The following is a 12,777-nucleotide window of genomic DNA, read 5'->3' as shown; positions in this document are numbered from 1 at the left end:
TGAACGAAACCCCCTACTATCTGTTGTCAAGGTTCAGTTTTTAGCTTGGTTATCGCTTTTTCCATTGTAGCTTAAAGCCGTCCTCAAAGGACGGGGTTTTAACCCAAATTTTCGATAAACGCCGATAGACTCGCGGACAATTTCTTGGCGCAGGGCTTCGCTGGTAGCCCAGGCGCGGCTTTGTTCAACGGCTTCCACGGCAACCCTGTAGCCTTCTAAGGCAATGTCCCACCAGCCCTGCTTAAAGCCCAAGTTGCCGAGGTTCCGTCCAGTTCTGAGGGTGTCAGCCGGTAAGAGAGTGGGGTTGAGAAAGAAAAGTGCCTCTCGACAAAAGGCGATCGCCCGTTCTAGGTTGGCTACCGGCTCTTGACCCAATTGGGCTTGGGTCTGGTAGGCTGCGCCCAGATTATTGAGGGTTTTGGCTAAATCCCTTTCTAATCCGGGTTGGCGGAAGATGGTGGCGGCTTCGCTGTAGTTGGCGATCGCCCGTTCTAGGTTGGCTACCGGCTCTTGACCCAATTCGGCTTGGGTCCGGTAGGCATTGCCCAGATTAGTCAGGGTTCGGGCTAATTCCCTTTCTAATCCGGGTTGGCGGCGGATGGTGGCGGCTTCGCTGTAGTTGGCGATCGCCCGTTCTAGGTTGGCTACCGGCTCTTGACCCAATTCGGCTTGGGTCCTGTAGGCATTGCCCAGATTATTCAGGGTTCTGGCTAAATCCCTTTCTAATCCGGGTTGGCGGCAGATGGTGGCGGCTTCGGTGTAGTTGGCGATCGCCCGTTCTAGGTTGGCTACCGGCTCTTGACCCAATTGGGCTTGGGTCCTGTAGGCTGTGCCCAGATTATTCAGGGTTAGGGCTAAATCCCTTTCTAATCCGGGTTGGCGGCAGATGGTGGCGGCTTCGGTGTAGTTGGCGATCGCCCGTTCTAGGTTGGCTACCGGCTCTTGACCCAATTGGGCTTGGGTACTGTAGGCTATGCCCAGATTATTGAGGGTTGCGGCTAAATTCCTTTCTAATCCGGGTTGGCGGTAAGTTGTGGCGGCTTCGCTGTAGTTGGCGATCGCCCGTTCTAGGTTGGCTACCGGCTCTTGACCCAATTCGGCTTGGATCTGGTAGGCATTGCCCAGATTAGTCAGGGTTGCGGCTAAATCCCTTTCTAATCCGGGTTGGCGGCGTTCAGTTGTGGCGGCTTCGCTGTAGTTGGCGATCGCCCGTTCTAGGTTGGCTACCGGCTCTTGACCCAATTCGGCTTGGGTGCTGTAGGCATTGCCCAGATTAGTCAGGGTTCGGGCTAAATCCCTTTCTAATCCGGGTTGGCGGCGTTCAGTTGTGGCGCAAAATTCGTATCCATAGATGGCGATGTCCAAGTTAATGCGTGGATTACCTTTAGGAAACTCATGAAAAACATAAGCAAGAGAATAGAATAATCCTCCTAGTTGGTTGGTTTCCTCTGGACTGGCTTGTTCCTTGGTTTGATTTCCCCAAGCACGGAGGAGGTTAAGTAAGTTTTCATCTAAGAGATGGAGGTTATTGTCGAGCAGGGGATAAATTACTTGGCGGTTTCCGCGACTTTCTGCGACGGTTTGCACTAGGGTTTGTAAAAAACTGATGTAGGGGTTTTGATTATCCCTTGGCGCGTCTAAAATTTGCTCTAACTGTTGCGCCATATTCCTCAACCATCCCGCGTTATTATCTTCTCCCTGCTGTTGCAAAAAATCTGCATACTGACCCATCACAGCGACTAAGCCGGCATCAACTAATTCCGCGTTAGCCTGTAATAGCGCTGGTTCTTGACCATTTTCGCACTGGAGTAGTGCCTGGATTAGTGCTAAGTAAGCTTCTATTCTTGCTTCGTTCATGATTGTTTTTAGTAGGGTGCGCTCTTCGATAGCTTAACGCACTGCCCATAGCAGATTAATTAAAGATTTATCAAAAAAGAACTAACTTAGTCGATTTTGCTATAGAATGATAATACTTAGAGTTTATTATTCTGCGACGGGCTATGGGATCAATTGAGCAACTGACAGAAGAGATATTGTCCTTACCTAGTGTATCAAGGGCGCTGCTTGCAGACAAGTTGGTAGAAAGCTTAGAATTCGATACCGATTCAACAATTCAGGCAGTTTGGGTAACTGAAGCAAAAAGACGAAGAGGCGAGGTTCGGGATGGCTCTGTGCAGCCAATTTCGGGGGAAGAAGCTCTGGCTCAAGTTAGACGACTGATTGAGCCATGAGGTATGTATTTCACCCTGAAGCTCTCACTGAATATGCTGAAGCGGTTCAATACTATACAGGGCAACGGGTTGAGGTTGCACAGGCATTTATCAATGCTATCGAGGATACGGTTTATCTTAAATGTCGGGTGAAGACCCTCGGTTTTACCGAAGGGATGAAACAAAGGCCAACAAATAAACTGCGAAGCACAACTAAGAATAAGTCTCAAGTCTCCGAATAAAATCGCTGACAACTTCCGACATAGTGAGTTGAGTGTTAGCTGAATGCTCCGCTAAAGCCTGATATTCTTTTTCAGTTTTTAGTAGGGTGCGCTCTTCGATAGCTTAACGCACCAAGTAGTAGTTAAATTAATGATAGATGTGGTGCGTTACGACGGATTGTTAGATTTAAGTTTGAGCAGAGATTATCGCCGTAAATACGCCCCCTACATTCTACTATAATCAAAGATGTTGATTTATCCTATGAGGTAACAATGTTATCCATTAATCTAGATCGAGAAACCGAGAACTATCTAGCGGACATCATTTCTGAAGAGAATATTAGCTCAGAAGAACTTCTAAAAAAACTCATTTACGAACATTGGCAAAGCTTAAAACCGCGTAAAACTTTATTACAACGCCGGGGAGGTCATCCTCAGCATCTTTTAGAAAATGCTCCACCTGATTTGTCATTGCGAGAAAACCGCAAAAAAGTAGTGGCAGAATATATCCAAAACCATCATCAGCAACATCATTTATGACAAATTATCCCCCAAAAATTATTACAGAATCAATCAACCAATTCTCTAACTTCAAAGCAGGCACACGCTCAAATTCACGAGTATTTGCGGTAACAAGAGTCAGATCAAGCGCTAGAGAATGAGCAGCAATCAGTAAATCATTTGGACCGATTGGGGTTCCTGCTTGCTCCAAATGTTTACGAATTAGGGCATAGTGCTTATCTACAGTTGATTCTAATGGCAAAACTGTCAAGAACTCCAGGATGCGTTCTAGTTGCTGCACCAGACGGGAGGAACCACTTTTAACCACTCCAAATCTTAATTCACACGCCACAATGATGCTCGTACAAACGCTTTCTTCGCCGACATCCACAATATGCTGGAAAACCTGACCTTGGGGATACCTGATCAAATGTGATAGGATGTTAGTATCAAGCAGATATTGATAGGTCATTGGGTGGTACTAAAATGTAATGTCATCAAGGGGAAGCAACCCTTCATCTATATCAGGAAAATTGTCTGTAATGTCTGGCAAAGTAGTCAGCAAAGAAATTAGAGAACCGGAAGAAATCGGCTCAATGATTAAGCGATGACCTTCTTTGCGTAACAAAACCTCTGTGCTTGATAGGGCAAGTTCAGGAGGAATAGTTAAGACTTGCTCTTGTCCACTTGTTAGTAAAGAAACCTGACGTAAGTTTTGCATCTGTTGACCTCTTTGTTAATGATCACCTTACTATAATAGACGCTTCTAAGACAGAATATTCAGTATCTAAAACTTCTACTCCAAAGGTTTCAATATGAAAACGGAGTGCTGATTTCGCATCTTCTAGCGCTTCTTGATATGATTCGCCTTCGCCAATGACAACACCTTCAATACCTAAAGGTTAAGCAATATAGCCATCTAGGTATTTTTCGACAATTATTTTAATGCTTTTCATGATTATTTTTTAAATAAATTTTCCCAATTCATCAAGCAAATCCATCGCCACATCCAGCCAGTCCACAGCACCCTCTGAAGACGGCTCAGGCGTTGCTTCCCTTACCTCTTGGAGATTCGAGGCTAAGGGTTTAAAATTCTCATGATTCTCGCTGGCCTTCTCTGCTAAAAAGACCTTTAATAGCATCGGACGCTCATAGTCCTGCCGATAGTCCCAGACCCAGTTTAACACCGTGATTACCTCCGCTCGCTGTTCCGCTGACCAGCCTTGTTTATCGATATACTGCGCCGTAATTTGCTGACAGTTTTCCCACCGACGGTAAGCTTCCCACAGCGCCGACATAGGTTTCCTCATGGCCAAAGACACCGCGCCGCCTTCTGGGAAATCTTGGCGCAGGTCCGAACTCAACAGAACCCCAGTTAACCAAGCTCCTCCTTCCCCTAACTCGACTAAAATATAGGCTAGGGTTGCCGGATTTAGGTCAATCTTGACCTTAACTTGGCTTAAATCCAACGGTTCTGCACCAGAGTCTTGGGGAACTAATAAAGCTTCCAGTTTACCAAGTTTAGGTAGCACCACATCTGCTGTTGGATTAAGCAGTTGTAGCACCGCTTGAGTATGGTTAGCCGCTGCATGATCCATCTCTATACCATGATCATCCAGATAATGGGTCAACACCGCCGCCGCTAAAGTGTTTTGACGAATCAGTTCCCCAAAAGTTGGGTTAGGGTGAGCCAGGGCCAGTTTATTGGCCCGGTCTTGATCTGCTGCACTCCAGGGAACCCAAACAGAAGAGGATGCTTGTCCGGCGCTGTCCTCCTCCTCCGTTGTGTCGGCGATCGCTAACCACTCCTGAAACTCAGGATCGTTTTCCAATTCGTCATCATCAATCCAGTCCTCTGAAGAATAGAGAGGTTCATTGACATCTGAGGTTGAAGTAGAGATAGACATAATTTTCTAGGGGGGAACAGGGGACATTAGATTAGAAAACGGGTTTCTTCGAGAAACCCGTTTTCTGGGTTAACTTCAGTCTCGCGAGAGAATATCTTCTGCGGAAAAATGTTTTTCGAGCCAAGGACAACACTCTTTATTATAGAATCGGCGAATTGTGGTGTCGTCGCACCCCCACTGTTGTGCCATTTCCTCCCAAGTGAGGGATTCTGGGGGTAAGAGATTTAAGATCACCTGTTGGGCATTAATGTGCCTTAATGCTCTGCTTCGGGGCTGAATCTGTTGGAGTTCTTCTGCACAGGGACCCTCCACTGCTTCTCTGATCTGCTCCCACCAAGCTTGAGACGGCTTAGACTGAATGTTATCTAAAGGATCAATGGTTTGATCTGCATCATTGGGGTTAACTCGGGGATTCGCCCTCAAGCGTTGCTCTTGGGCTTTTCTTTGGGCTACTGTCCTCACCTCGTGATAGATTCTTTTTCTCAGCCACCCTTTAACGGTACACTCTTCACTCTGTTGTCGGTAATGGGGATTAAAGACAGAATCCTTACCCCTGGGGGTTGGTTGGCCTTTTAAGCTCAGGCCAAGATAGCGCCACACCTGGAATTGCGCTTGATTAATGTCCTCTTGCTCAAGTTCCTGTTGATATTGGGTGCTAATCTTCTCTTTAATCCAGGGAGCGGAGATCCAGTTTTTGATTTTAGGATCTAACTTCCTGCCAATGTCATCCTTAAGGTTATGCCAGAGGCGATCGAGTTGCTGCCAAGTTGGGTTATCCTTTGCCCGATAGTAAGGAGATTCGGGTATGACGCACTCATTGCCACTGGGATGACGGTTATCGAGGACAATCCGCAGAAGAGCGCATAAGGGTAGGAGAATCTCTAGCGGTAGGCTGGTTAGCACCCTTGGGGAGTCGAGAAATTGAATGATGTTATCTATAGATTCATAAAAGTGCTTTTCCGCTTGTAACCACTGCTCACTCCCTGATGGGAGAAAGTTAGATTCATTTTCTTCAAGGGGTTTGCTGGTTTCCGGCACAACATTACGGAGTCGTAGCCGCCAGTAGGTTGCCACCTTGACTAGGGGAATAAGCTCGTCGTTCACGGCATTGTCTTTTCCTTAAAATTATTTTTCCCACAACTGCAAAAAGAAGTCTCCTAGCTCTCATTGGTTAAGTAAGCGGACGAAAAGCCGCAAGAACTTAAAGAAAGGAGTTGACTCATGGCAGCATTAATTCTAGCACCGTCGAAGCCAGATTTTTCCTCGGCGATCGGAACTGGTCAAAGATCATTTACTTTACAGGAAAACCTGAAAAAAAACGGTTTTTTTGTCTTCGATAACCCTTGGAGCGATCGCTGGTTGCAAGGTTTACAGGATGTTACCCAAGCAACCCCCGTTATCCAAACTAACGGAGAGATTATCTATCCTATCAAAGCAAATCCTGACGCTATGGGAAAAAGTGACGCACAATCCCTAGGAATTGGGCTTTTACCTCATACAGAATGGTCCTACAAAGCTATCCCTCCTAAATACTTCTGTTTGCGCTGTAAAACTCCGGATCGTTGGGGTGGGGGTGCAACGACTTTGGTTAAGTTTGATGACTTAATGCGTCATTTTACCCTTGAGGAACAACATTTTATGGCGGATCAACTTCAATATTTTATGTCCAAAGACGGCAAAGAAAGCTGTTTTGCACCAATTTGGCAACGAGATGCCGCAATCATCCGCTTTAGCTATAATGTGCTGGTTTATCGGGAATTTAGCCCCGATCTTAATAAACCGGTCGCTTCCGGTCTAGATTCCCGTTTAATGGCTTTATGTGATAAATTTCTGGCACTGTTTGAAGCCTATCACGTTCCGCTCTGTTTGAAAGCAGAACAGATCTTGATCATGGACAATCATACTTGTCTCCATTCTCGCCAATCCTACATTGATCCCAATCGCTCTCTTGAACGGGTAATGTTCGATGTTCCCTAACGGGAAATCGGGGTGAAGCAATGTGATACTAAATCCAGTTGTGATCCCCCACTTTTGTCTATATTGTTGACATTTGAGTTGTGGACAATGGGAAGCACAATAGGTGATATATATAGCCAACCTAAATGAGTTGTGAAAACGCATCAAATCTTTTAGGGTGTAGGGTGTGGGGTGTGGGGTGTGGGGTCTCGGAAGAATAAATAGAAATAATCTCCTGTCTTCTGTCGACCGTCTCCTGTCGACCGTATCCTGACTCCTAACCCCACCAACAAGCTTTTTGCTATCAGCTTAATTTTCTTCCTCCACTTCTGGGGTTGGTTGTGGTAAACGAGCGATAAAATCTTTCATTTTGGGATGATTAAACATTTTCTCCGTGTCTTGCAGAAGACGTTGACCCCAGAGATTTTCCTCTAAAAATTTTAGACTGACATAACGACTATCGCTAGTGAGAGCGGCCTGAGCTAATTTGATGCCCTCCTCGGTTTTACCTTGACTATAAATAGCCACCGCAATAGCTAACTGAGGTTCCGGCTGTTTAGGATCGATTTTCAAAGCGGCGCGCCAATCTTTAAGGGCTGCTTCCTTATTGCCCTGTTCGTATTTAACTAAACCAATATTATTAATAGCAGGCCAAAAATTTTTATCTTGAGTAACAGCTTTTTCGTAAGCTGCAATCGCCGCAGGATATTGGTCTAACTTGAGATAGGAATTACCGAGATCAAAAAGAGCGGGGGAGATATCGGGTTTCATTTGCAAACCCGCTTCAATCTGGGCAATAGCAGACTGGTAATCTTGATTCTGAAAATAGGCACTACCGAGGGAAAATTTAATATTAGCGTGGGCATCGGCGGGAGCAAGGGACAAAGATTGATTTAATGCCTCGATACCGAGTTGCACCTGATTGTCTTGCAGATATAAACTACCGAGAATAAACCAAGTTTGATAGAGATGGGGGGCTAACTGCACCGCTAACTTAGCTCGTCCAAGGGCTGCATCGGTACGGCGAAAACGAGCTAATTGGATGGCATCTTCGGCCATTTCAATTCCCGCTTGTTCCATCTGTTCTAACTCCGGTTCGATGGCGTAGGGGAGTAGCGCTTGGGAAAAAGCCGGCGGGCTGCCAGCGACGAAAAAAATGAGCAAAGAAATGATTAATTGAAGTTTTGGCACAGTTTACCCCCGCGATAGGCCTTTTTTAATCAGTCTATCTCGCTTGGGAGTTGTTGGCTAAAGAAACAACAAAGGCAACTCTAGAGACGTTAGTATATAACCAATTAACTTTTGGCTGATCGATGGCAATAACCGTGTTGGGAAAATCAAATCGCCCCCTATTTTGGATATTCGGACTCATGGCTAGTGGTTTTCTGGCGGTGGGAGTGGTTTCTTATCGCTTGCTGCAAACACCTCCTCCTAGCCTAGAATTGGCGAAAATGACCGTTCCTGCTCGACGGGAAACCCTGGCTGTGGAAATTAAAGCTAGTGGTAGGGTGGAACCAATCCAAAGTGTCAACATTAGCCCGAAAAACCCCGGCCGATTAGTGCGATTATTGGTGGATCAGGGCATGATTGTTAAAAAGGGACAAACCCTCGCCGTCATGGATAATTTAGAGGTGTATGCCCGGGGAATGCAGTCAGAAGCGCATCTACGGGAAGCTCTAGCCAATCTGGAACAGGCTAAACGCAGCATTCCCGAAGATATCCGGCAATTACAAGCCCGATTTTATCAGGCCCAGGCCAGTTATAAGCAATTAGAAGCCCGTTTAGCTCAGGCCAAAGAAAGAATTCCGAAAGATTTAGACCAACTGCAAGCTCAGGTACAAGCGGCCCAATCCCGTTTTCGACTAGCAGAAAATCGGGTTAAACGCAATGAAAATTTAGTCCAGGAAGGTGCGATCGCCCAAGACCAATTTGATGCCGTCCTTAATGAATATCTCAACGCCAAAGCTAATTTAGAGGAATCGATCCGCCGTTTGGAACAAGCAGATAAAACCGCTTCCCCAGAAGTGGCTGGAATTGAGCAGGAAATGATCCGAGCGGCAGCAGCGATCGCAGAAGCGAAATTTGCCCTCGAACAACGCCAAAAAACCCAAGAAACCGAGCTTGCTCGACTAGAATCATCTGTAGCGGCCGCCAGGGCCGATTTAGAGCAAATCAAGATTCAATACCGCGATACGGTCATTACTGCTCCCTTTGATGGCATCGTCACCCAAAAATACGCCACCGAGGGTTCTTTTGTCACTCCCACCACTTCGGCCTCCAGTACCGCTTCCGCCACTTCCACCTCGATTATCGCCCTGGCCTCGGGATTGGAAGTGATTGCTAAAGTGCCGGAAGTAGATGTGGGTTTATTGCAGCGCGGCCAACCAGTGCGAATTGTCGCCGATGCTTTTCCTGAAGAAGTCTTTGAAGGTCGAGTTATTCTCGTGGCTCCCGAAGCGATTATCGAGGATAATGTTACTTCTTTTGAAGTGAGAATCGGTTTGGTGACGGGACGGGACAAACTCAAATCGAAAATGAATGTGGATGTAACTTTTGTCGGCCAGCAGTTAGATAATGCCCTCGTCGTGCCGACTGTCGCCATTGTCACCCGGGAAGGCAAGTCAGGGGTTTTAGTTGCCGATGCCGAAAATAAACCCAGTTTTAAACCCGTTTCGATCGGTTTGGTCTTAGACGATAAAACCCAAATTTTATCAGGTTTGGAAGTCGGAGAAAAGGTCTTTATCGATCTCCCCGAAGGAGCCCAAGATACCTCAAAAACTAATCAAAAATCTAAATAATTTTCTTTAACAAGTATCCCTAAATTGTCTTTTTTATGCTAGGTCAGGATTCGGGAAATGGGGAAATGGGGGAATGGGGGAATGGGGGAATGGGGGAATGGGGGAATGGGGGAATGGGGGAATGGGGGAATGGGGGAATGGGGGAATTCAACTAATACCCCAAAACCCCAAAACCCCAAAACCCTACAACTATCTAACTGATAACTGATAACTGATAACTGATAACTGATATGTTTATCATCGAAAGTTTAAAAATGGCCGTCTCCACCCTAGCGGCCAATAAAGTGCGTAGCGGCCTGACCATGTTAGGGATTATCATCGGTAACGCTTCAGTAGTGGCCATGATCGGTATTGGCCAAGGGGCGCAAACCTTAGCCAATGACCAGTTTGCTAACTTGGGACCCAATACCATTTTTGTGGTGCCAGGGTCGCGACAAGCACGCAATACCACCGTTAATTTACCGAAAACCTTGGTTTTAGCCGATGCTCAGGCGATCGCCGAACAGGTTCCCACTGTCGCTGAAGTCGCCCCGGAAATAAACGCTCGTTTCCTGATTTCCTATCGTAATCGCAACATGACGGCTCTAGTCACGGGAAGCACCCCAGAATACGCTTCTGTCCGCAATTTTACCCTAGAAAAAGGTCGTTTTATCAATAATATCGATCTAGCCCGCAACAAACGGGTAACGGTGATCGGCACTGAAGTGGCAGCGCAACTTTTTCCCACCCAAAATCCCCTCGGTCAACAGCTGCGGATCAAAAATCTCAGTTTTGAGGTGATCGGGATTTTAGAGGCGAAAGGCTCCTTTTTTGGCAATAATCAGGATGAAATGCTGATTATTCCCCTTAGCACCATGAACTCGCAACTGGTGGGCAAAACCGGACCCTACGGTGTCGAGTTGAGTTGGATTAGTCTCACAGCCCGATCGGGGGAGGAAATCCGCGCTGCTAAGTTCCAAATCCAGAATCTCCTGCGTTTACGCCATAAAATCGTGGCTGAGGATGATTTTCGCGTCGAAACTGCTAAACAGATGATCGAAATCTTCGGCACGATTACCCGGGGTCTAACCCTACTTTTGGCTTTAATCGCCGGTATTTCCCTGATTGTCGGTGGTATCGGGGTGATGAATATTATGCTCGTTTCGGTTTCGGAAAGAACTGGGGAAATCGGACTAAGAAAAGCGATCGGAGCCAGAGAACAGGATATTCTCTTACAATTTCTGATTGAATCAACTCTCGTTTCCATCGCCGGCGGTGCGCTTGGTATTCTCGTCGGTGCAGGAGCGATCGTTCTAGTCTCCAGTTTCTCTCCCCTGGCTGCCACTGTTTCCGCCAGCGCCGTCGCCCTGTCTTTGAGTGTTTCCACGGGTATTGGTCTCTTTTTTGGCGTTTTTCCCGCTTATCGTGCCTCTAAATTGCAACCGATTGTCGCCCTCAGAAGTGTCTAATTTTTTAAGGTTTTTCGGGGACGTTTTTGGCAAGGATTGCTTTAATAGCGGCGTTTTTCTAATGTGTGGGACGGATTTGATAATCCCGATAACGACGATAATCATTGAGGATGCGATCGTGATCAAAGCATAAAGGTTGGGGGAATTCCCAGAGATGAAAAATCCCGACTTTTTTGGCATCATCGGCAGCGATCGGTTGGCCTTTTGCCGTGGCGATAAAAACAATACTAATGGTGTGTTGACGTGGATCGCGGTTAGGATCGGAATAGACGTGAAATTGCTCGATTAACTGCACCTGTAAACTGATTTCCTCGTAAGCTTCCCGAATGGCCGCCGTTTCCACTGATTCACCGTAGTCCACGAATCCCCCCGGAATTGCCCAGCCAAAGGGCGGATTTTTTCTCTCAATCAGCAGGATCGGACGGTGGGGCGAGTCGATCAGTTCGATGATAATATCAACAGTGGGGGCAGGATTGCGATAGTTTGTCATTTTTTTCAGTTATCAGTGAACAGTTATCGGTAATCGGTGAATAATTTCAATTAAGACTCATAACCTTGAAATCGAATCCTTTCTAACCAGTAACTGATCAGGGATCGCTAATAAGGAGGAGAATAAAAGTTGTTAGAAAATGCCAAGAAAATTACGGTTATAGGTGGGGGAATTTGGGGGCAAACCCTCGCTAATTTGGCTAGACTTAATCACTTAGCTGTTAGGGTTTGGTCGCGTCATAGTGGGGAAGATTTGGGGGCTATTATAGCAGATACTGAGGTAATTATTTCAGCAGTTTCGATTAAAGGAGTTGCTCCAACGATCAAAAAATTACAGCAATTACAATTAAATTCTCGCATAATTATCGTCACCGCTACTAAAGGATTAGAGCCAATCACCACTCGTACCCCTTTTCATCTGTGGAATCAAGCTTTTCCCGCTAATCCCCTTGTGGTTCTTTCCGGTCCCAATTTAGCTAAAGAAATTAATCAAGGTTTACCCGCTGCGACGGTGGTAGCAAGTTATCTGCAAAAAGCGGCGATATTGTTACAAAAATTATTATCTGGGGAATCTTTTCGGGTTTATCTTAATAGCGATCCCTTGGGGACTGAGTTAGGTGGCACTCTCAAAAATGTCATGGCGATCGCTTCTGGGGTTTGCGATGGTTTACAGTTAGGTACTAATGCCAAATCTGCCCTGTTAACTCGCGCTTTACCGGAAATAGTTCGGGTGGGAACTTGTCTAGGAGGTTGTCAAGAAACTTTCTTCGGTTTATCGGGTTTAGGGGATTTATTAGCTACCTGTAATAGTCCTTTATCTCGCAATTATCAAGTGGGTTATCAATTAGCTTTAGGTTTATCTTTGCCTGAGATTTTAGCAAAGTTAGAGGGAACTGCCGAGGGAATAAATACCACAGAAGTTTTGATGAGAATTGCCCAAGAAAAAAATTTATATGTACCGATTACCTGTCAAGTTGATCGTCTTTTGCGCGGGGAAATTTCTCCCCAAGTTGCCGTTTATGAATTGATGCGTCGCGATTTAAAAGCAGAATTTGATTGAGAGACAAGAGATTTTTCAGTGATCAGTAATCAGTGGGGGGTTGGGGAGTGGGGAGATGATGCCAAGTCATACTGAATCCTAACCCAATGGTAGATGTTGGATTTTGCAGGAGTTCTATTTTTTGTCAAAGATAAGCAAAAATTATCTATTGACTCCACAAGCTTGAGAATATTTAAATTAACATTCC

Annotated in this window: 15 protein-coding genes and 1 pseudogene; 7 read left to right on the top strand and 9 right to left on the bottom strand. The window is 45.9% G+C overall.

Translation table 11 applies throughout. The features are described from left to right. Positions 1-33 precede the first annotated feature (33 nt). A complete protein-coding gene (locus EWV84_RS17450; RefSeq protein ID WP_287079027.1) occupies positions 34-1,857 on the bottom strand; it encodes a tetratricopeptide repeat protein in 1,824 nt (607 codons plus the stop codon). A 143-nt stretch (positions 1,858-2,000) separates the two neighbouring features. Between EWV84_RS17450 and EWV84_RS17445 the strand changes: the two genes are divergently transcribed. The 3 genes from EWV84_RS17445 to EWV84_RS17435 all read left to right on the top strand — a co-directional run bounded on the left by EWV84_RS17445 (position 2,001) and on the right by EWV84_RS17435 (position 2,971). Then, entirely contained in the window at positions 2,001-2,231 is a 231-nt protein-coding gene (locus tag EWV84_RS17445) for an addiction module protein (protein WP_002753232.1), read from the top strand. After that, positions 2,228-2,452 carry a hypothetical protein gene (locus tag EWV84_RS17440; RefSeq protein WP_287079026.1) on the top strand — a complete coding sequence of 75 codons (225 nt, stop codon included), beginning with the start codon at positions 2,228-2,230 and terminating at the stop codon, positions 2,450-2,452. Before EWV84_RS17445 ends, EWV84_RS17440 begins: the two co-directional genes overlap by 4 nt. Before the next feature lie 252 nt (positions 2,453-2,704). Continuing rightward, complete coding sequence (locus tag EWV84_RS17435; RefSeq protein WP_106909610.1) at positions 2,705-2,971, top strand: hypothetical protein; 267 nt, start codon at positions 2,705-2,707, stop codon at positions 2,969-2,971. Between the two features lie 4 nt (positions 2,972-2,975). On the opposite strand, the gene EWV84_RS17430 is transcribed toward EWV84_RS17435, so the two are convergent. From EWV84_RS17430 to EWV84_RS17410, 5 genes and pseudogenes are all read right to left on the bottom strand, one after another. After that, the gene (locus EWV84_RS17430; protein WP_002788601.1) at positions 2,976-3,404 is read right to left on the bottom strand and encodes a type II toxin-antitoxin system VapC family toxin; all 429 of its coding nucleotides are present in this window, start codon (positions 3,402-3,404) and stop codon (positions 2,976-2,978) included. 9 nt (positions 3,405-3,413) lie between these two features. Continuing rightward, entirely contained in the window at positions 3,414-3,653 is a 240-nt protein-coding gene (locus EWV84_RS17425; protein ID WP_002793069.1) for an antitoxin, read from the bottom strand. 22 nt (positions 3,654-3,675) lie between these two features. Beyond that, positions 3,676-3,888 (bottom strand): annotated as a pseudogene (locus EWV84_RS17420) (type II toxin-antitoxin system HicB family antitoxin). Between the two features lie 9 nt (positions 3,889-3,897). Next, positions 3,898-4,839, bottom strand: a complete 942-nt coding sequence (locus EWV84_RS17415; RefSeq protein ID WP_287079025.1) for a DUF1822 family protein — start codon at positions 4,837-4,839, stop codon at positions 3,898-3,900. A 75-nt stretch (positions 4,840-4,914) separates the two neighbouring features. Further along, positions 4,915-5,943, bottom strand: a complete 1,029-nt coding sequence (locus EWV84_RS17410) for a hypothetical protein (protein ID WP_287079024.1) — start codon at positions 5,941-5,943, stop codon at positions 4,915-4,917. A 117-nt stretch (positions 5,944-6,060) separates the two neighbouring features. On the opposite strand from EWV84_RS17410, the gene EWV84_RS17405 reads away from it, so the two are divergent. Further along, the gene (locus EWV84_RS17405; RefSeq protein ID WP_287079023.1) at positions 6,061-6,816 is read left to right on the top strand and encodes a TauD/TfdA family dioxygenase; all 756 of its coding nucleotides are present in this window, start codon (positions 6,061-6,063) and stop codon (positions 6,814-6,816) included. Between the two features lie 288 nt (positions 6,817-7,104). On the opposite strand, the gene EWV84_RS17400 is transcribed toward EWV84_RS17405, so the two are convergent. Together EWV84_RS17400 and EWV84_RS17395 are read right to left on the bottom strand one after the other, a co-directional pair. Further along, positions 7,105-7,986 (bottom strand): tetratricopeptide repeat protein, encoded by an 882-nt coding sequence (locus EWV84_RS17400; RefSeq protein ID WP_286824617.1) that lies wholly within the window; start codon positions 7,984-7,986, stop codon positions 7,105-7,107. Between the two features lie 34 nt (positions 7,987-8,020). Next, positions 8,021-8,167 carry a hypothetical protein gene (locus EWV84_RS17395; RefSeq protein ID WP_002740204.1) on the bottom strand — a complete coding sequence of 49 codons (147 nt, stop codon included), beginning with the start codon at positions 8,165-8,167 and terminating at the stop codon, positions 8,021-8,023. Here EWV84_RS17395 and EWV84_RS17390 point away from each other — a divergent pair. Further along, entirely contained in the window at positions 8,109-9,593 is a 1,485-nt protein-coding gene (locus tag EWV84_RS17390) for an efflux RND transporter periplasmic adaptor subunit (RefSeq protein ID WP_287079022.1), read from the top strand. The genes EWV84_RS17395 and EWV84_RS17390 overlap by 59 nt on opposite strands. 230 nt (positions 9,594-9,823) lie before the next feature. Next, positions 9,824-11,041 carry an ABC transporter permease gene (locus EWV84_RS17385; RefSeq protein WP_286824619.1) on the top strand — a complete coding sequence of 406 codons (1,218 nt, stop codon included), beginning with the start codon at positions 9,824-9,826 and terminating at the stop codon, positions 11,039-11,041. 58 nt (positions 11,042-11,099) lie between these two features. Here the strand turns inward: EWV84_RS17385 and EWV84_RS17380 are convergent, their stop codons facing one another. Then, complete coding sequence (locus EWV84_RS17380; RefSeq protein ID WP_287079021.1) at positions 11,100-11,531, bottom strand: NUDIX domain-containing protein; 432 nt, start codon at positions 11,529-11,531, stop codon at positions 11,100-11,102. A 129-nt stretch (positions 11,532-11,660) separates the two neighbouring features. On the opposite strand from EWV84_RS17380, the gene EWV84_RS17375 reads away from it, so the two are divergent. Next, positions 11,661-12,590, top strand: a complete 930-nt coding sequence (locus EWV84_RS17375) for an NAD(P)H-dependent glycerol-3-phosphate dehydrogenase (RefSeq protein WP_287079020.1) — start codon at positions 11,661-11,663, stop codon at positions 12,588-12,590. Positions 12,591-12,777: the final 187 nt, after the last annotated feature.

It is taken from the genome of Microcystis sp. M_QC_C_20170808_M3Col (assembly GCF_007095505.1).
Lineage (GTDB): Bacteria > Cyanobacteriota > Cyanobacteriia > Cyanobacteriales > Microcystaceae > Microcystis.
Note: the sequence above shows the minus strand (reverse complement) of the source record. Positions and strands in the feature narration are given on the sequence as shown.

Coding starts and splice junctions, on each gene's coding strand:
- EWV84_RS17450 (WP_287079027.1), bottom strand. CDS start 1,857: ATGAACGAAGCAAGAATAGAAGCTTACTTAGCACTAATCCAGGCACTA.
- EWV84_RS17445 (WP_002753232.1), top strand. CDS start 2,001: ATGGGATCAATTGAGCAACTGACAGAAGAGATATTGTCCTTACCTAGT.
- EWV84_RS17440 (WP_287079026.1), top strand. CDS start 2,228: ATGAGGTATGTATTTCACCCTGAAGCTCTCACTGAATATGCTGAAGCG.
- EWV84_RS17435 (WP_106909610.1), top strand. CDS start 2,705: ATGTTATCCATTAATCTAGATCGAGAAACCGAGAACTATCTAGCGGAC.
- EWV84_RS17430 (WP_002788601.1), bottom strand. CDS start 3,404: ATGACCTATCAATATCTGCTTGATACTAACATCCTATCACATTTGATC.
- EWV84_RS17425 (WP_002793069.1), bottom strand. CDS start 3,653: ATGCAAAACTTACGTCAGGTTTCTTTACTAACAAGTGGACAAGAGCAA.
- EWV84_RS17415 (WP_287079025.1), bottom strand. CDS start 4,839: ATGTCTATCTCTACTTCAACCTCAGATGTCAATGAACCTCTCTATTCT.
- EWV84_RS17405 (WP_287079023.1), top strand. CDS start 6,061: ATGGCAGCATTAATTCTAGCACCGTCGAAGCCAGATTTTTCCTCGGCG.
- EWV84_RS17390 (WP_287079022.1), top strand. CDS start 8,109: ATGGCAATAACCGTGTTGGGAAAATCAAATCGCCCCCTATTTTGGATA.
- EWV84_RS17395 (WP_002740204.1), bottom strand. CDS start 8,167: ATGAGTCCGAATATCCAAAATAGGGGGCGATTTGATTTTCCCAACACG.
- EWV84_RS17385 (WP_286824619.1), top strand. CDS start 9,824: ATGTTTATCATCGAAAGTTTAAAAATGGCCGTCTCCACCCTAGCGGCC.
- EWV84_RS17380 (WP_287079021.1), bottom strand. CDS start 11,531: ATGACAAACTATCGCAATCCTGCCCCCACTGTTGATATTATCATCGAA.